This is a genomic window from Streptomyces sp. NA02950, assembly GCF_013364155.1.
Lineage (GTDB): Bacteria > Actinomycetota > Actinomycetes > Streptomycetales > Streptomycetaceae > Streptomyces.
On sequence record NZ_CP054916.1, the window covers coordinates 7,870,832 to 7,888,318 of the forward strand.

The following is a 17,487-nucleotide window of genomic DNA, read 5'->3' on the forward strand; positions in this document are numbered from 1 at the left end:
TCAGAACACGGGCGGCGGGAAAAAGCGCCGGAACGTGAAGGCTTCCGGGGTCGGTCCCTTGGCGTTGAGCATCCCGAGCCGGGCCATGCTCTCCTCGACGTCGGGGAGGCTGCCCGCGGGCAGCCACCACAGGACCGACGGAGCGCCGCGCGGCGGCTTGAACCATTTCCGTCGTATCCGGAGGGAGTCGGCGTGCTCGCCCCGGTAGGTGAAGTCCCGAAGCGATTCCAGGGTCTCCCATACCGAGACGTTCACCATGTACGGGTCCTCGGGGAGATCGAACAGGGATTCAAGTCGGAAGACGAACCCCGGCGCCTTACGGGCCAGGGCGTCGACGCTCAGGGCCAGCTCATGGAAGTCGGCGAGGGTCTCCGACTTCAGCGAGTCGACCGCGTAGAGGATGTTCGCCTGGGCGAGGTGATAGTCGCCGCTCATCGCCTGGAAGCCTCCTCCGGGGTCGGCAGGTAACCCGTTGCGATGAAGTAGTCGATGTGCGCGGCGAGCACCTCCGCGGTCACCGGTGAGCAGGACACGCCGACAGACGCGAGGGTGTCGCGCGTGGCGGCAGACTCGAATGTCAGGCTGCCGTGGCCGTCGGGGTCCAGCGCGATCTCGGAGAAGGCCTCGAGCACCGGGTAGGCGGCGTTGTCCGGATCGCTGCCCACCATGTCGGCCCACAGCCCCGGCGGAAGCTCCGCCAGGGGATAGCCGCGGGCGGTGAGGCCGGCGATGACCGAGGCGAAGGGCACCCGGTCCGGGTTGGACAGGTGGAAGGTCCCGCCGAGCGACGGCCCGTGGCAGGCCAGGGCGGCAACGGCCGCCGCCGCGTAATCGACGGGGACGATATCACTGGTCAGCTCGGTCATGGGTGCCGCGCCCGCCTGGACGCAGCCCTTCACCACACGCCAGAGCAGGTCCTCTGCCCGGCACGCCCCGGTCCTGTGGTCGCCGAACGCCCGGGACACCCGGTACATCGAGACGGGCAGCCCGCGTTCGCGCGCGACGGCGACCAGCCCCTCCGCGAACCACATGCTCTGCTCATAGCCCTGCGACAGGGCCGAGGGCGGGCCGGTGAGCGAGTCCTCGGCCAGCGGCTGCCCGTCGGGGCCCGGCTGCCCGAAGACGGCGAGCGTCGAGAGGTGGTGCACCGGCACCGTCCGGTGCCGCGCGGCCAGCCGCAGCACCTCCTCGGTCCCGGTCGCGTCCGCGGGCCCGGGATCCTCGGAGCGGTACAGCTCGTCGACGACGGCGTCGCAGTGGAAGACGCCGTCGGCCGTCCTGGCCAGCGCGTCGAACTCGTCCTCCGTCAAGCCGAGGCGGGGCTTGGCGAGATCCCCGGGCATCGGAACCGTCCGGTCGGACACGTCATCGTCCCGGAGCCGGTAACGGCGCATCGTCTCGCGCAGCTGTGCCGCGCCCTCGTCGGCGTCGGCCGCCCCGACCAGGCAGTACACGGTGGCCGAGGTCCGGTCGAGCAGTTCGCGCAGCAGGAAGGCGCCGAGGAATCCCGTTCCGCCGGTGACGAACAGGTGCTTCGCATCCACCAGGGAGGCGGGGGCGGAGTCCGCGGCGGGCACGATGTCGTCGGCCAGCCGCACCTGCGCCGGGGGAGCCTCCTGAGCCGCCGCCGGGGGCGTCTCGTCCTCGTCGGCCAGGATCGCGGCGATGCGTGCCGCGAGCCCGTCGGGCGTCGGAGTCTGGAAGACTGCGTTGGTCGACAGATGCCCGGTCAGTCCGAGCAAGTGCACCAGCCGGTTACGGAGTTCGAGAGACGCCAGGGAATCGAAGCCGAGCGCCATCAGCGGCAGGTCGGGGGCGACATCGTCGGCCGAGGGGAGGTTCGCGACCTCGGCGGCGTGCTGGGCGACGATCCGGACCAGTTCGGCATGCCGCCGCTCGGCGGGCAGGCCGATGAGGAACGCGCGGAGCCGCTCGCGTTCTCCCGCGCTGGTGTCCACCTTCACCGCGCTCTTGGCCTGGCGAAGCCGCGGCGCGTCCCGGACGATGTCCCGGAGCATCGCCGGGATGAGTTGTGCGTCAACAGCCCTGGTCAACTGGATACGACAGGGGATGGCGAGCGGGCTGTCGGCGGCACGGGCCGCGTCGAACAGCGCGCAGCCGTCTTGGGCGTCCAGCGGCAGCAGGCCCCACCGGCCGAGCCGGGCGTGGTCCACCTCGGTCAGGCCCCCGGTCATGCCGGTGTCGATTTCCCACGGCCCCCAGGCCAGCGAGACGCCCGGCAGCCCTCGCGCCCGGCGGTGGTGCATCAGTGCGTCGAGGAAGGCGTTGGCCGCCGCGTAGTTGGCCTGCCCCGGCGTGCCGAGGACACCCGCCACCGAGGAGTACATGATGAATCCGGACAGCTCACGGTCTTCGGTCAGCAGGTGCAGGTTCGCGGCGCCGTCCACCTTGGCGCGCATGACGCGCTCGATCGATGCGTCGGTGAGCGTCTCGATGGTCCCGTCGTCGAGGACTCCGGCCGCGTGGACCACCGCCCCGAGCGGCCGGTCGGCGGGGAGGGAGCTCAGCAGCGCGGACAGCGCGTCGTAGTCGGCGACGTCGCAGGCCACGATCTGGGCGGAGGCCCCCAGTTCGGCCAGCTCCGCGACGAGTTCGCGGGCCCCGGGGGAGCTCTCGCCGCGTCGGCCGGCCAGCACCAGGTGCCGGATTCCGTGCTCCGCCGCCAGATGCCGCGCGAGCAGCCCGCCGAGTCCGCCGGTTCCCCCCGTGATCAGTACGGTCTGATCCGGGCCGGCCAGCGGCGGGGCCGCCGACTCGGTGCGCAGCGGACCGATCCGCGGCGTGCTCAGATGACCGCCGCGGATCGCGATCTGTTCCTCCGCGGTCTGCAAGGCCCGCGGCAGCGCGCTGGCGGACGACGGCTCGTCGTCGAGGTCCACCAGGACGAACCGGCCGGGATACTCGGCCTGAGCCGTTCTGACCAGACCCCATACCGAGGCGCCCGCGAGATCGGCCACGTCCTCGTCGGGCACCGTCCCGACCGCGCGGTGCGTGATCACCGCGAGCCGGGCCGGGGAGTCCCCGGTGGCGGTCAGCCACTCCCTGATCCCGGACAGCACCCGCCGCACGTCGTCGACGGCCGAACGGGCCAGCACGGCGGCAGCGTCGCGGCCGTTGGCCCCGGCGGGGTCGGTGATGGGGTCGGGGGCGGGGGAGACGTCGAGCAGCACCGGACCTGGCAGGCGCGCGGCCGACGCGGCATCCTCGCAGGTGCCGAACTCGACTCCGGCGTCGGCGAGCAGGCGGCCCAGGGCATCGCCGCCAGTGGCGAGCACCCGGAGCCCCTCGTCGGGCAAGGCGTCGACCGGAGGCGCCAGGGAGGTCCACCGGACCGCGGAGAGGGCCTGCACCGTCCCCCGCAGCAAGGACCCGGCGGGCCGGAAGGCCAGCGTCGCGATCCGGCCGACGGGGTTTCCCGAGCCGTCGGCGAGATCGACGCTGAATTCGGCGTCGCCGGTCGTCTTGATGCGCGCGCGGACCGCGGCGGCCCCGAACGCATACAGGCCGACCCCCGTCCAGGTGAACGGCAGGACCGCTTCCTTCTTGAGCGTGTTGTTGTCGGCCATCGCGGCGAGACAGCCGTGCAGCGCCGCGTCGGCCAGTGCCGGATGCAGACCGTACGGCGTGGCGTCCGGGGTGATCTCCGCGGGCAGGCGAGATTCCGCGAAGAATTCGTCGCCGCGCCGCCACAGGCCCTTCAGACCGCGGAAGACGGGGCCGTACGTCATCCCGGCCCGTTCTGCCAGGTCGTAAACGGCGTCCACGTCCATCGGCTCGGCTCCGGGCGGCGGCCACTCGGCGAAGCCGTCGTTCGGCGGCTCCCACGACGGGGACAGCACACCGGTCGCATGGCGGGTCCACTCGCCGATGCCACCGCGCCGGGAGTGCACGCTGACGCTGCGCCTTCCCTCCTCGTCCACGGTGCCGACGGCGAGTTGGAGTTGGACGGCGTCATCGTCGGGCAGCACCAACGGGGCCTCGAGGACGAGCTCGTCCACCCATTCGGCACCCACCTGCTCCCCTGCCCGCAAGGCGAGTTCCAGGATGGCGGTGCCCGGGAGGACCACCTCCTCTCCGACGGCGTGATCCGCCAGCCACGGATGGCTGTCGAGCGACAGCCGGGCGGTGAACAGGTGCCCGTCCATGTCCGCAAGCTGCACACCGGCGCCGATGAGCGGGTGCGTGGGGCGCTCGAGTCCGGCGGCGGCGAGATCGGTCAGCCCGGCGCGCGGCGATTCGCTGAGCCAGTAGCGTTCGCGTTGGAAGGGGTAGGTGGGCAGGGGGACGCGGCGGGGCTGGGCCGGGGCGAAGTGGGTGTTCCAGTCGACCGGCACGCCGTGGGCGTGGGCTTGGGCGACGGAGGTTGTCATGCGGTCCGGGCCGCCGTCGTCGCGACGCAGTGTGCCGATCACCGCGGCGCCCGCTCCTGTCGCTTCGATGGTGCTTTCCAACCCGAACGCCATGACGGGGTGCGGGCTGATCTCGATGAACACGTGGTGGCCGGATGTCAGCAGGTTGCGTGAGGCCGTCTCGACTGCCACCGGCCGACGCAGGTTGCGCCACCAGTACTCCGCATCAAGCTCTTCATGGTCGATCTGTGCTCCGGTCACTGTCGAGACCATCGGCACCGTCCCCGCCCGCGGCCGCACTCCCGTCAGTGTGTCCAGCAGCTCTTGCCTGATCGGGTCGACATCAGCGCTGTGTGACGCGTAATCCACGTTGATGATGCGGGCGAGGATGCCGGCGGCCTCGCATTCGGCTTGCAACTCCGCGATGGCTTCCGGGTCACCGCTCACCGCCACCGACTCCGGGCCGTTCACCGCCGCCACCGACAGCCGCGTTCCCCACCGGGCCGTCCGCTCCCGCGCCTGCGCTGCCCCCAGCCCGAGCGACAGCATCGCTCCGCTTCCCAGCAGGGGAGCCAGCGCCTGACTGCGTCGCGCCACCACCCGCGCTCCGTCGTCCAGTGACAGGGCCCCGGCCACGCATGCCGCGGCGATCTCTCCTTGGGAATGCCCGACCACAGCGGCCGGTTCGACTCCGTACTCTCGCCACACCTGCGCGAGCGACACCATCACTGCCCATAACACCGGTTGTACGACGTCGACCCGGTCAAGACTCGGTGCCCCTGCCGAACCGTCCAGCACATCCGCCAGTGACCACGGCACATAACGCTCCAGCGCCTCACCGCACGTCGCCAGGCACTCCGCGAACACGGGGGAGGATTCCGCCAAGGCGGCCGCCATCCCCGGCCACTGCCCGCCTTGGCCGGGAAACACGAAGACCGGTCGCGCGTCCGCCCATGCCGTTCCCCGCACCACCTGCGGAGCCGACTCCCCACGCGACAATGAGGCGAGCCCCGATACCAGTTGCTCGCGGCCCGAGCCCACCACCACGGCCCGATGGTCGAACCGCGACCGTGTCACCGCCAGTGAGAACGCCACATCCTCGGGCCGTTCGGTCTCCGCCACCGGAAGCAACTGGGCCGCCTGCGCCCGCAGTCCGGCCTCACTCCGTGCCGACACCACCCACGGCATCACCGAGGGCCGGGCAGTCCCCGCCGCACCGGAATCGCCGACCCGCGGCGTTTCCTCCGGCGGCTCCTGTGGCGCCTCCTCTATGATCACGTGCGCGTTCGTTCCGCTCACGCCGAAGGACGACACCCCGCATCGCCGCGGCCGATCCCTTCGCGGCCACTCCACCGCCTCCGCCAGCGGCACCACCCCGCTGCCGTCCCAGTCCACATGAGGTGACGGCGATGAGAAATGCACCAGTCCCGGAAGCACCCCGTGCTGCAACGCCATCACCATCTTGGCCACCCCCGCCACACCGGCGGCCGCCTGCGCATGACCGATATTCGACTTCACACTCCCCACCCACAACGGCCGCTCCGCCGGACGGTCGGCCCCATACGTCGCGATGAGGGCTCCCGCCTCGATCGGGTCTCCGAGCGTGGTGCCGGTCCCGTGTGCCTCTACCGCGTCCACATCGGCGGGCGACAGGCCGGAGGCTTGCAGGGCATCGCGGATGACCCGCTGCTGCGATGGCCCGTTCGGCGCGGTCAGGCCGTTGCTCGCGCCATCGGAGTTGACCGCGGAGCCGCGGATCACCGCGAGGACCCGATGGCCGTTCGCCCGGGCATCCGACAGCCGCTCCAACAGGAGAATCCCGGCGCCCTCGCCCCACCCCGCCCCGTCCGCGCTGTCGGAGAACGGTTTGGACCGGCCGTCGGGCGACAGCGCGCCCTGCCGTGACATCTCGGTGATCACACGCGGTTGGCACATCACCGTCGCGCCGCCCGCCATCGCGAGCGAACACTCGCCGCGACGCAGCGATTCGGCCGCCGCGTGCAGCGCGACAAGCGACGAGGAGCACGCCGTATCGATCGTGATCGCCGGCCCCTGAAGGCCCATCGTGTAGGCGATCCGTCCGGAGGCGACGCTCCCGAGCTCCCCGGTCAGCAGGTATCCCTCCGCCTCATTCGGCGGGGACTGAAGGGGGAGGCTGTAGTCCTGGTAGATCACACCGGCGAAGACGCCGGTGCGGCTGCCGACGAGGGTGGCCGGGTCGATGCCGGCCCGCTCGAAGGATTCCCACGCGCATTCGAGCAGCAACCGCTGCTGCGGATTGATGGCAGCGGCCTCCCGCGGCGTGATCCCGAAGAACCCCGCGTCGAAGTAGGCGGCATCCCGCAGGAACCCGCCCTCGCGCACGGGGGTCGTTCCAGGGTGATCCGCATCGGGGTGGTAGAGGCTGTCGGTGTCCCAGCCGCGGTCGGTGGGGAACGGCGCGATCGCGTCGCCGTCGGCCGCCACAAGCTCCCATAAGTCTTCTGGCGACATCACACCGCCGGGGAACCTGCACGACATCCCGATGATCGCGATCGGCTCGGTGATCCTCGCCTTGAGCCGCTCGTTCTCCTTCAAAGACTCGCGCAGCGCCTCGACCAATTCGTCAACAGACGTGTTCAACGTGCCTCCTCAAACATGAGCGATCCCGAAATAAGCAGCCGATGGCTGATCAGCCGACGTCACCTGGGCGCTTCTTGCGCAGCGCCAGCCGCACCAGCTCATCGCCGTCCATGTCGTCGAACGCGCGCTCGGCGCGAGCCGCGGGCACCGGGGCGGCGTCGTGACCGGCGTCGTCGGGGCTGTCCGGGCCGAGCTTGGCGAGCAGATAGTCGACGAGCTCACGCGGTGAGGGGTAGTCATAGATGAGGGTGGTCGGCAGCCGGAGCCCCGTCGCCGCGCACAGCCGGTTACGGAGTTCCACGCTGGTCATCGACTCGAACCCCAGCGCCTTGAACGTGAGGTCCACCGCGACCTGAGCCGGCGTTTCCAGGCCGAGTACGGCGGCGATCTCGCCCGCCAGCAGATCCCGCACATCGCCCGGGGCGGTGACCGTGCGGCCCCCCGCGGCCCGCAGCTCCTGTTCGGCGGCCGCCGCGACGGGTCCGACGCCGTCGGCCAGATCCCCGCCGGCCGCGGACAGACCGGGAGCGGTGAGCCAGTAGCGCCGACGCTGGAAGGGGTAGGTGGGCAGGGGGACGCGGCGGGGTCGGGCTGGGGCGAAGTGGGTGTTCCAGTCGACCGGCACGCCGTGGGCGTGGGCTTGGGCGAGGGAGGTTGTCATGCGGTCCAGGCCACCGTCGTCGCGGCGCAGTGTGCCGATCACCGCGGCGTCGGCCTCTGTCGCTTCGATGGTGCCTTCCAACCCGAACGCCATGACGGGGTGCGGGCTGATCTCGATGAACACGTGGTGGCCGGATGTCAGCAGGTTGCGTGAGGCCGTCTCGAATTCCACCGGCCGGCGCAGGTTGCGCCACCAGTACTCCGCGTCAAGCTGCTCGTGACAGATCAGTGCTCCGGTCACTGTCGAGATCATCGGCACCGATCCCGTTCGCGGCCGTACCTCCGTCAGCGCGTCCAGCAGCTCTTGTTCGATCGGGTCGACGTGATTGCTGTGTGACGCGTAATCCGCGTTGATGGTGCGGGCGCGGATGCCGGCGGCCCCGCATTCGGCTCGCAACTCCGCGATGGCTTCCGGGTCACCGCTCACCGCCACCGACTCCGGGCCGTTCACCGCCGCCACCGACAGCCGCGCCCCCCACCGGGCCGTCCGCTCCCGCGCCTGCGCTGCCCCCAGCCCCAGTGACAGCATCGCTCCGCTGCCTGACAGCGGCACCACCAACTGGCTGCGTCGCGCCACCACCCGCGCTCCGTCGTCCAGTGACAGGGCCCCGGCCACGCATGCCGCGGCGATCTCTCCTTGGGAATGCCCGACCACAGCGGCCGGTTCGACTCCGTACTCTCGCCACACCTGCGCGAGCGACACCATCACTGCCCATAACACCGGTTGTACGACGTCGACCCGGTCAAGACTCGGTGCCCCTGCCGAACCGTCCAGCACATCCGCCAGTGACCACGGCACATAACGCTCCAGCGCCTCACCGCACGTCGCCAGGCACTCCGCGAACACGGGGGAGGATTCCGCCAAGGCGGCCGCCATCCCCGGCCACTGCCCGCCTTGGCCGGGAAACACGAAGACCGGTCGCGCGTCCGCCCATGCCGTTCCCCGCACCACCTGCGGAGCCGACTCCCCACGCGACAATGAGGCGAGCCCCGATACCAGTTGCTCGCGGCCCGAGCCCACCACCACGGCCCGATGGTCGAACCGCGACCGTGTCACCGCCAGTGAGAACGCCACGTCTTCGGGCCGTTCGGTTTCCGCCACCGCAAGCAACTGGGCCGCCTGCGCCCGCAGTCCGGCCTCACTCCGTGCCGACACCACCCACGGCATCACCGAGGGCCGGGCAGTCCCCGCCGCACCGGAATCGCCGACCCGCGGCGCTTCCTCCGGCGGCTCCTGTGGCGCCTCCTCTAAGATCACGTGCGCGTTGGTCCCGCTCACGCCGAAGGACGACACCCCGCACCGCCGCGGCCGATCCCTTCGCGGCCACTCCACCGCCTCCGCCAGCGGCACCACCCCGCTGCCGTCCCAGTCCACATGAGGCGACGGCGATGAGAAATGCACCAGTCCCGGAAGCACCCCGTGCTGCAACGCCATCACCATCTTGGCCACCCCCGCCACACCGGCGGCCGCCTGCGCATGACCGATATTCGACTTCACACTCCCCACCCACAACGGCCGCCCCGCCGGACGGTCGGCCCCGTACGTCGCGATGAGGGCTCCCGCTTCTGCCCGGTCACCGGCCCTGGTCCCCGATCCGTGTGCCTCCACCGCGTCCACATCGGCGGGCGACAGGCCGGCGTTGGCCAGCGCCCGGACGATCAGCCGTTCCTGCGCGGGAGCACTCGGCACGACCAGACCCTCGGTCGCGCCGGCGGAGTTGACCGCGGAGCCGCGGATCACCGCGAGGACCCGGTGGCCGTTCGCCCGGGCATCCGACAGCCGGGCGAGCATGATCATGCCCGCCCCCTCGGACCAGACGGTGCCGTCCGCGTCAGCGGAGAAGGGCTTCGGCCTGCCGTCCGGCGTGAGCCCCTGCTGCCGGGTGAACTCGGTGAAGAACCCCGGTGCGGGCATGACCGAGACGCCGCCGGCCAGCGCGAGGTCGCATTCCCCGGCCCGGAGCGCCTGCACTGCCAGGTGGATCGCGACCAGAGAACCGGAAGAAGCGGTGTCTATCGTGATCGTCGGCCCGACGACCCCCAGTGTGTAGGCGATCCGGCCGCTGATCGCGCTGGGTATGTTCCCGGTGAGCATCAGCCCCGAGGAGCCCTCCGGCGCCAGATGCATCGGCGGCCCGTACTCGGTCGACAGCCGCGCCGCGAACACACCCATGTTCATCCCGCTCACCGATAGCGGGTCCAGCATGGCGCGTTCACATGCCTCCCACGACACCTCGAGCAAGATACGCTGCTCGGGATGCATAGCGAGCGCCTCTCGCGGCGATATGCTGAAAAACGAGGCGTCAAATTCGGCGGCGTCGAGGAATCCGCCTCGGTCTACTGAGCTGGAACCGGCCTGAGCGGGATCTGAGCGGAGACGGTCAAGGTCCCAGCCCCGGTCGGCAGGAAAATCGGAGATGGCCTGGGATTCGGCCGTAACTAATTCCCATAGTTCTTCGGGGGATGCCAACCCACCTGGGTACCGGCATGCCATCCCGATGATTGCGATCGGTTCCGTCGCTATACCGCTTGCCGCTAACTCGGACATTGTGCCCTCCCCCGGAGGCCAACCCCAATGGGCTGCCGACTAGCCGACTACGTTAATTAGCGTAGTTATTTTTAGGCTAAGCACTCGCGCTCCTGAGGGTCAACCCCACCCCGGACGTTATGAGTGCTCGGATCGTGGGCAGGGGGGCCGGGCCGTGCCGCCGATTCGCCGACGGAATCGCCGGAGACCCGCCCGATCCGGGGGCGCTGTCCACTCAGCGAGAGATACGTCACAAACCCCACGAGACGGTGCACTTCACCGCGGCGCCCGGCCTGATCGCCGACATCACCGGCGCGATGGTGGCCGCTGATGCCCTGCACACCGTCGCCGCCGACCGCGCCCACTGCCTGCGCTCCCTTGTCCTTCAGTGCCGCCGCCGGGCGGCGATGCACCCCAAATGCATAAGGGAGGGCCCTCTTCATTTCGCTGCCAGCACGTCCACACCCTCACGCTCACCACGATGACGCGCCCGCACTCAAAAACAGGGCAGCGGGAGAACCGGCAGCGCTCACCATGAATGGCGCTCAACCAGCAGGCGGCGCACACCCTGAATGACGGGCAGCGGGAGATCCGCCGCGTATCCGGCGCGATCACAAACGCAGGCCTTCGCCGATATCGGCGCGACCGGCATACGCCCCCCGGCGCCTACCGGCCACAGGCCAACGGGGCGGCGGCGACGCACAGTTGAAAAAGCTACAACCGCACCCTGCTCGACGAATGGGCCTGCATCCGGCTCGGCACCCGGCTTGGCAGCATCACCGCTGCCACACCGCATTCAGCGGAACGCCGGCGCACGCGCCCCGGCCGGCGGAAGGTGTAACCATCAACTGGATACGTTCACGGGGTGATGATGACTTTCAGGCCGGTGCGGCGCTGGGCGGCGGCGAACGCGGCAGACGCTTCGGCCAGCGGGACCCGGGACGACACCAGGGGGTCGAGTGCCACCACGCCGCGCGCGGCCAGGTCGATGGCGCGCGGGTAGACCTCGTTCATCCGGCGCACCATCGAGATCGTCAGTTCTTTGCCGCGCGCGAGCGAGGCGCGGAACGTTGTTGTGTCCGAGCCCGGTATGCCGCCGAGCACCACGCGCCCGCCCGGCCGTACGCACTCCATGGCGATGCGCACCCCGTCGTCGTTCCCGGCCATTTCGAACGCGACGTCAACGCCGTACGAGGAAAAGCCAGCATACGACGCCGCTGGGGCGGAGGCAGGGGCAGAGGTGGACGCGGAGGCGGGAGGGGGGTCGAGGACTTCGTCGGCACCCCACTTGGCGGCGGCTTCGCGGCGGTGCGGGAGCGGCTCGACCGCGATCAGGCGGGACACCCCCGCGGCACGCAGCAGTTGGATCAGCAGCAGGCCGACCGGACCGCAGCCTACGACCGCCGCCGTGCCGCCGAACGGCACGTGTCCCAGGTCCAGTGCCCACAGCGCGACGCCCAGGGGCTCCAGCATGGCGCCGCCCGCGTCGGACACACCGTCAGGCAGCGGGTGCAGCCGACGCGACGGCCACGGCATGACCTCGCGCATCATCCCATCCGTCACTCCGTGCCCGGAGAACCGGATGTTGTAGCACAGGTGGCGGGACGCGTCCCGGCACGCCCGGCAGGTCTCGCACGGGATCGCCGGGTCGATCGCGACCCGCTCCCCGCGCCTCGGCCCGGCCGCGATCTCACCGGCGCCCTCGTGTCCGGGCACCAGCGGCCGCTCCAGCTTTGCGTCGCCGATCGAGCCGTCTTCGTACCAGTGCAGGTCCGACCCGCAGATCCCCACCGCGGTCACCCGCACCAGGGTCTCCTCCGCGCCCGCCTCCGGCGTGGGCTCGTCCCCGACCCGCAGGTCCGCGATCCCGTGAAGCCTCGCTGTCCGCATTCCGCCGACCGTATCGGGGGGTCCGGGGGGCGTCCACGGGGTGCCGTGATCCGAGCCGGCGAAATGGCGGAGAAGTGGCGGTGGTCAGGGCTTTCCGGTGCGGGTGCCCGGCGTACTCCTCCAGCTCGAGGGCATCTTCCGGCAGCGGGACGGGACCCGGGAAGTTGCCTGAAATTGTCTGCCGGCACAGCACGTTGGCCGCCGTCCCAAGGGCTGTGCCGTCATCCCCGGTGGATCAGCGAGCGGCGCCGGATGCGGTCAGTCGCAAGGCGGAGGGTCGTCCTCGTACCGGGCGTGCTCGGGTGATCCCGACAACGCGGCAGGGGGCACCTCCCGGGCGAAGCCTGGGGGCGGCCGTAGCCGGCGTCGGGAGCCCGCTGGGGATGACGGGAACAGCGCTTAGACTGCCGATATGGCTGCTCCATCCACTCCGACCGTCCGCCCCCGCCGCTTACGGGAAACGCCGACGACGCGCCGGCCCGCCCTCGCCCCGAGGCTGATCGCACGATGAGCGCGACAAGCAACGAGTCCCAGTTCGCCCGGGCGCGGAAGGTCATCTCGGGCGGGGTCAACTCGCCGGTGCGCGCCTTCCGGTCGGTCGGCGGTGCGCCTCGCTTCATCGTCTCCGCCTCCGGCCCGTACGTCACGGACGTCGAAGGACGCGACTACGTCGACCTCGTTGCCTCCTGGGGACCGGCGATCCTCGGTCATGCTCACCCGGAGGTCGTCACCGCGGTTCAGGACGCCGCATCCCGGGGCCTCTCGTTCGGCGCCACGACTCCGGCCGAGACAGAGCTGGCCGAGCTTGTCGTCGAACGGCTCGGCGGCCCCCGTGCGGCAGGCGGCCTCATCGACGAGCTGCGTGTCGTCTCCACCGGCACCGAGGCGACCATGACCGCGATCCGCCTGGCGCGCGGCTTCACCGGCAAGCCTCTGGTAGTGAAGTTCGCCGGCCACTACCACGGCCACTCCGACGGTCTCCTCGCCGCCGCGGGCTCCGGCGTGGCCACCTTCGGCCTGCCCGCATCGGCCGGTGTCCCCGAGCCGATCGCCGCACAGACCATCGTCCTGCCGTACAACGACCTCGACGCGGTACGGGCCGCTTTCGCGGCCCACTCGGGACGTATCGCAGCGGTCATCGTGGAAGCGGCGGCCGCGAACATGGGGGTCGTCCCTCCCGACCACGGATACAACGCCGCACTCGCCTCGATCGCCCACGAGAACGGCGCCTTGCTGATCCTCGATGAAGTCCTCACCGGGTTCAGAGTCGCACCGGACGGCTACTGGGGTCTGGAAAAGTCGCGCTCCACGGAGCTCTATGACGCTGACCTGGTGACCTTCGGCAAAGTCATCGGCGGCGGCATGCCCGTGGCCGCGGTCGGCGGCAGAAGCGACATCATGGGACACCTCGCCCCGGACGGCCCCGTGTACCAAGCCGGCACCCTGTCCGGGAACCCGCTGGCCGTCGCGGCCGGCCTCGCCACCCTCCAGCTCGCGGACCACGAGACCTACACCCGACTCGACCGAGCGAGCAGCACGATTCGGGCAGCGGTATCCGACGCCCTCACGGACGTCGGCGTCGCCCACACGGTCCAGGCCGCCGGCAACCTGTTCTCCATCGTGTTCGCTCCGGAGCCGGCGCGGAACTACGAAGCCGTACAGGCGCAAGAGACCTTCCGATTCCCACCGTTCTTCCACGCCATGCTCGAACACGGAGTCGCCCTGCCGCCGAGCGTCTACGAAGCGTGGTTCGTCACCGCCGCCCACGACGACCGCGCACTGACCCGGATCATCGATGCGCTTCCGCACGCTGCCCGCGCCGCGGCCGGGGCCGCTCCGGCGGAATAACCTGACCGGGCGGGCCGTTGCCAACCGACAGGCGTGTGCGCGGTCCGACGATTGCGCGGCGTCGCGGCCTCGCGTAGCGTTTTCGGAACTGCGGCCGGGACCCGGGTCCCGACCGGCGGAAGGGTGGAGGTGACGGGAGTGCGGCCGGTGAGCTGGCAGCGTGTCCTGGTCATGGCGCCCCGCCGTCGTGTCCGTCTGTACTCCCGGCCCCACATCGATCTGCAACGGGTGGCCGCCGCCCTGTGTTGTTCCTGATCCGTTCCTCCCGTCGGCCCTGAGAGCGGGGCCGACGGTCCCCGACGGCCGATCAGGAAGGCACACTTGCCGTGTCCGCGTCTCTTTCACACCCTTCGCCACTCCATCTCGCCGTCGCGCTCGACGGCGCCGGCTGGCACCCGGCCGCATGGCGCGAACCACAGGCCCGGCCCCGGGACCTGTTCACCGCCGCGTACTGGACCGATCTTGTCACCGAGGCCGAACGCGGCCTGCTCGACTTCGTGACCTTCGAAGACGGGCTCACCCTCCAGTCCTCGCACCGTACGGAGCCTGACGAGCGCACCGACCAGGTGCGCGGTCGGCTGGACGCGGTACTGATCGCCGCCCGGGTCGCGCCGCTGACGCGGCACATCGGGCTGGTGCCGACGATCGTCGCCACTCACACCGAGCCGTTCCACATCTCCAAGGCGATCGCCACGTTGGACTACGTCAGCACCGGGCGCGCGGGTGTGCGGATCCGGGTGTCGAGGCGCCGGCACGAGGCGGAGCACTTCGGACGCCGCACCATCCCGCGGCTCGGCGCCGATGACCTGGACACTCCGGCCGCCCGGCAACTGACCGCCGAACTCTTCGCGGAGGCCGCCGACTACGTCGAGGCGGTGCGCCGGCTGTGGGACAGCTGGGAGGACGACGCGGAGATCCGGGACGTCGCCACCGGCCGCTTCATCGACCGCGACAAGCTGCACTACATCGACTTCGAAGGCAGGCACTTCAGCGTCAAGGGCCCCTCGATCACCCCCAGGCCGCCCCAGGGACAGCCCGTCGTCACCGCCCTGGCACACCAGAGCGTTCCGTACCGGCTGGTCGGCCGCTCCACCGACATCGGGTACGTCACCCCCCATGACACCGGCCAGGCCCAGGCATTCGTGGCCGAGGTCCGCGCCGTGCAGGCCGACGAGGGACGCGCGGAGGAGCCGCTGCACGTCTTCGGTGACCTGGTGGTGTTCCTGGACGACACCCCCGGCGCGGCGGCCGGCCGACGAGAGCGCCTGGACGGTCTGGCCGGTTACCCGTACACCAGCGACGCGAAGGTGTTCACGGGAACGCCCGGGCAGCTCGCCGACCTGCTCCTGGAATGGCAGCGGACCGGGCTTTCCGGTTTCCGGCTGCGCCCCGGCGTCCTCGGACACGACCTCGAGGCGATCACCCGTGGGCTGGTGCCCGAACTCCAGCGCCGCGGTGCCTTCCGTACGACGTACGAGGCCGACACCCTGCGCGGGCTGCTGGGGCTCGCGCGCCCCGCCAACCGCTACGCCACCGTCTGAGCAGTCGGAAAGGGACCACCGACCATGAGCAAGCCGCTCAAGCAGATCCATCTCGCGGCCCACTTCCCCGGCGTCAACAACACCACCGTGTGGAGCGACCCGAGCGCGGGCAGCCACATCGAGTTCAGCTCGTTCGCGCACTTCGCGCGCACCGCCGAGCGTGCCAAGTTCGACTTTCTGTTCCTCGCCGAGGGGCTGCGGCTGCGCGAACAGGGCGGGAAAATATATGACTTGGACGTGGTGGGGCGGCCCGACACCTTCACCGTCCTCACCGCACTGGCGGCCGTCACCGATCGGATCGGCCTGACCGGCACCATCAACTCCACCTTCAACGAGCCGTACGAGGTGGCCCGCCAGTTCGCCAGTCTCGACCACCTGTCGGACGGCCGCGCCGCCTGGAACGTCGTCACCTCGTGGGACGCCTTCACCGGTGAGAACTTCCGCCGTGGCGGCTTCCTTCCGCAGGAGGAGCGGTATTCCAGGGCCAGGGAGTTCCTGGACGCCGCCACCCAGCTGTTCGACTCCTGGAAGGGTGATGACATAGCCGCAGACCAGGCGGCCGGCATCTTCCTCAAGAACGTGCGCCCCGGTGCCTTCGCCCACCAGGGTCAGCACTTCGACATCGCCGGTCAGTTCAACGTCCCGCGCAGTCCGCAGGGACGACCGGTGATCTTCCAGGCCGGTGACTCCGAGGAGGGGCGCGAATTCGCCGCGTCGAGCGCGGACGCGATCTTCAGTCGGCACAGCACCCTGGAACCCGGCCAGGAGTTCTACGCCGACGTCAAGGGCCGCCTGGCACGGTACGGCCGCACCCACGACCAGCTGCTGATTCTCCCGGCGGCCACCTTCGTCCTCGGCGACACCGACGCCGAGGCTCAGGAGCTGGCCCGCGAGGTGCGGCGCAAGCAGGTCAGCGGCGCCACCGCGATCAAGCATCTGGAGTTCGTCTGGAACCGTGACCTGTCCGCGTACGACCCGGACGGCCCGCTCCCCGACATCGACCCGGACCCCGGCGAGCACACCATCGCCCGCGGCCGGGCCCAGGTACGGATGTACCGAGATCCGCTGGCCGTCGCCCGGGAGTGGCGGGAACTGGCGGAGGCCAACAAGTGGTCGATCCGTGACCTCGTCATCGAGACAGGCAACCGCCAGGCCTTCATCGGCTCTCCGGCCACGGTCGCCGAGACCATCAACTCCCTCGTCCAGGCCGACGCCAGCGATGGCTTCATCCTCGTCCCCCACATCACCCCCGGCGGGCTGGACGTCTTCGCCGACACCGTCGTCCCGCTGCTCCAGGAGCGCGGCGTGTTCCGCACCGAGTACGAGGGCACGACCCTGCGCGACCACCTCGGCCTGGCTCACCCCGGCACCGCGGCGCACAAGGAACGGGCGGCCTCGTGAAGTTCCTGGCCATCACCCTCATCGTGCACGCCCCGGACCCGGTGACGGGCGTGCAGAAACCGACCCATGCGCGGTTCCGCGAGGTGAACATCCCCCGTGGCCACGACGGATCAGGCTTGCTCAGGCGCTTCGGACGCGGCGGATGATCAGGTACATCTCGCAACCGAGGCAGTACCCGAAGGCCGCGTTGAGAAAGGCCGCGGCCAGGGCGAGCGCGGTCGCGGCCATGCCCAGCCAGTGGACGCCCGCCAGGTAGCCGACGGTCCCGACGAGACCGAAGGCGACGCCGACGCCCTGGGCGAAGCGGGGCGGCCGCGGGTCCTCCAGCTCACCGGGCGCGGAGAGCCGGGGCCGGACGGCGACTCGGTACAGCCAGCCGTACGGGGAGTACCGCAAGCCGGCGAACGCACCGAGCGCGAAGATCGCGGTTTGCGCGGCGAGCAGGGCACCGCTGCCAGTGATCAGTACGACACACAGGACGATGGTGGTGAGCGCGGCGGCGAACCGGGGGCCGCGCGGGTCGATCCGCATGGGGAGGAGACTCCGGGGGGCGGGGACGGTGATCGGGCCGGTGCGGGTGTCAGCGACAGCGGGCGGTCGTGACCCGGCAGAGGTCGACCACACGGCG

General features: G+C 70.7%; 10 protein-coding genes. 5 read left to right on the forward strand and 5 right to left on the reverse strand.

Annotated elements, in window-relative coordinates:
* The 4 genes from HUT19_RS34350 to HUT19_RS34365 all read right to left on the reverse strand — a co-directional run bounded on the left by HUT19_RS34350 (window position 1) and on the right by HUT19_RS34365 (window position 12,069).
* On the reverse strand, window positions 1–435 hold the full coding sequence (locus HUT19_RS34350) for a DUF3291 domain-containing protein (RefSeq protein WP_176184177.1): 435 nt from the start codon (window positions 433–435) through the stop codon (window positions 1–3).
* Entirely contained in the window at window positions 432–6,992 is a 6,561-nt protein-coding gene (locus tag HUT19_RS34355) for a type I polyketide synthase (RefSeq protein ID WP_176184179.1), read from the reverse strand. The genes HUT19_RS34350 and HUT19_RS34355 overlap by 4 nt, the downstream gene beginning before the upstream one ends.
* 49 nt (window positions 6,993–7,041) lie before the next feature.
* Window positions 7,042–10,200 (reverse strand): type I polyketide synthase, encoded by a 3,159-nt coding sequence (locus HUT19_RS34360; RefSeq protein WP_176184181.1) that lies wholly within the window; start codon window positions 10,198–10,200, stop codon window positions 7,042–7,044.
* Window positions 10,201–11,037: 837 nt separating this feature from the next.
* The gene (locus tag HUT19_RS34365) at window positions 11,038–12,069 is read right to left on the reverse strand and encodes a zinc-binding dehydrogenase (protein WP_176184183.1); all 1,032 of its coding nucleotides are present in this window, start codon (window positions 12,067–12,069) and stop codon (window positions 11,038–11,040) included.
* A gap of 507 nt (window positions 12,070–12,576) precedes the next feature.
* Between HUT19_RS34365 and hemL the strand changes: the two genes are divergently transcribed.
* The 5 genes from hemL to HUT19_RS34385 all read left to right on the forward strand — a co-directional run bounded on the left by hemL (window position 12,577) and on the right by HUT19_RS34385 (window position 17,005).
* Window positions 12,577–13,917, forward strand: a complete 1,341-nt coding sequence (gene hemL, locus HUT19_RS34370; protein WP_176184185.1) for a glutamate-1-semialdehyde 2,1-aminomutase — start codon at window positions 12,577–12,579, stop codon at window positions 13,915–13,917.
* 171 nt (window positions 13,918–14,088) lie between these two features.
* Complete coding sequence (locus HUT19_RS44425; protein ID WP_368661751.1) at window positions 14,089–14,172, forward strand: putative leader peptide; 84 nt, start codon at window positions 14,089–14,091, stop codon at window positions 14,170–14,172.
* Window positions 14,173–14,243: 71 nt separating this feature from the next.
* Window positions 14,244–15,458: an LLM class flavin-dependent oxidoreductase gene (locus HUT19_RS34375; RefSeq protein ID WP_176184188.1), complete on the forward strand. Its 1,215-nt coding sequence runs from the start codon at window positions 14,244–14,246 to the stop codon at window positions 15,456–15,458.
* 24 nt (window positions 15,459–15,482) lie between these two features.
* A complete protein-coding gene (locus tag HUT19_RS34380) occupies window positions 15,483–16,859 on the forward strand; it encodes an NtaA/DmoA family FMN-dependent monooxygenase (protein WP_176184190.1) in 1,377 nt (458 codons plus the stop codon).
* Window positions 16,856–17,005, forward strand: coding sequence for a hypothetical protein (locus tag HUT19_RS34385; protein WP_176178462.1), 150 nt, complete (start codon window positions 16,856–16,858; stop codon window positions 17,003–17,005). Before HUT19_RS34380 ends, HUT19_RS34385 begins: the two co-directional genes overlap by 4 nt.
* Here HUT19_RS34385 and HUT19_RS34390 read toward each other — a convergent pair.
* A complete protein-coding gene (locus HUT19_RS34390) occupies window positions 16,980–17,390 on the reverse strand; it encodes a DUF4395 domain-containing protein (protein WP_176184192.1) in 411 nt (136 codons plus the stop codon). The two genes, HUT19_RS34385 and HUT19_RS34390, sit on opposite strands and share 26 nt — an antisense overlap.
* Window positions 17,391–17,487: the final 97 nt, after the last annotated feature.

Excerpts from the sequence above, each read along its gene's own strand:
- HUT19_RS34350 (WP_176184177.1), bottom strand. The coding sequence starts at position 435 with ATGAGCGGCGACTATCACCTCGCCCAGGCGAACATCCTCTACGCGGTC.
- HUT19_RS34360 (WP_176184181.1), bottom strand. The coding sequence starts at position 10,200 with ATGTCCGAGTTAGCGGCAAGCGGTATAGCGACGGAACCGATCGCAATC.
- HUT19_RS34365 (WP_176184183.1), bottom strand. The coding sequence starts at position 12,069 with ATGCGGACAGCGAGGCTTCACGGGATCGCGGACCTGCGGGTCGGGGAC.
- hemL (WP_176184185.1), top strand. The coding sequence starts at position 12,577 with ATGAGCGCGACAAGCAACGAGTCCCAGTTCGCCCGGGCGCGGAAGGTC.
- HUT19_RS44425 (WP_368661751.1), top strand. The coding sequence starts at position 14,089 with ATGGCGCCCCGCCGTCGTGTCCGTCTGTACTCCCGGCCCCACATCGAT.
- HUT19_RS34380 (WP_176184190.1), top strand. The coding sequence starts at position 15,483 with ATGAGCAAGCCGCTCAAGCAGATCCATCTCGCGGCCCACTTCCCCGGC.
- HUT19_RS34390 (WP_176184192.1), bottom strand. The coding sequence starts at position 17,390 with ATGCGGATCGACCCGCGCGGCCCCCGGTTCGCCGCCGCGCTCACCACC.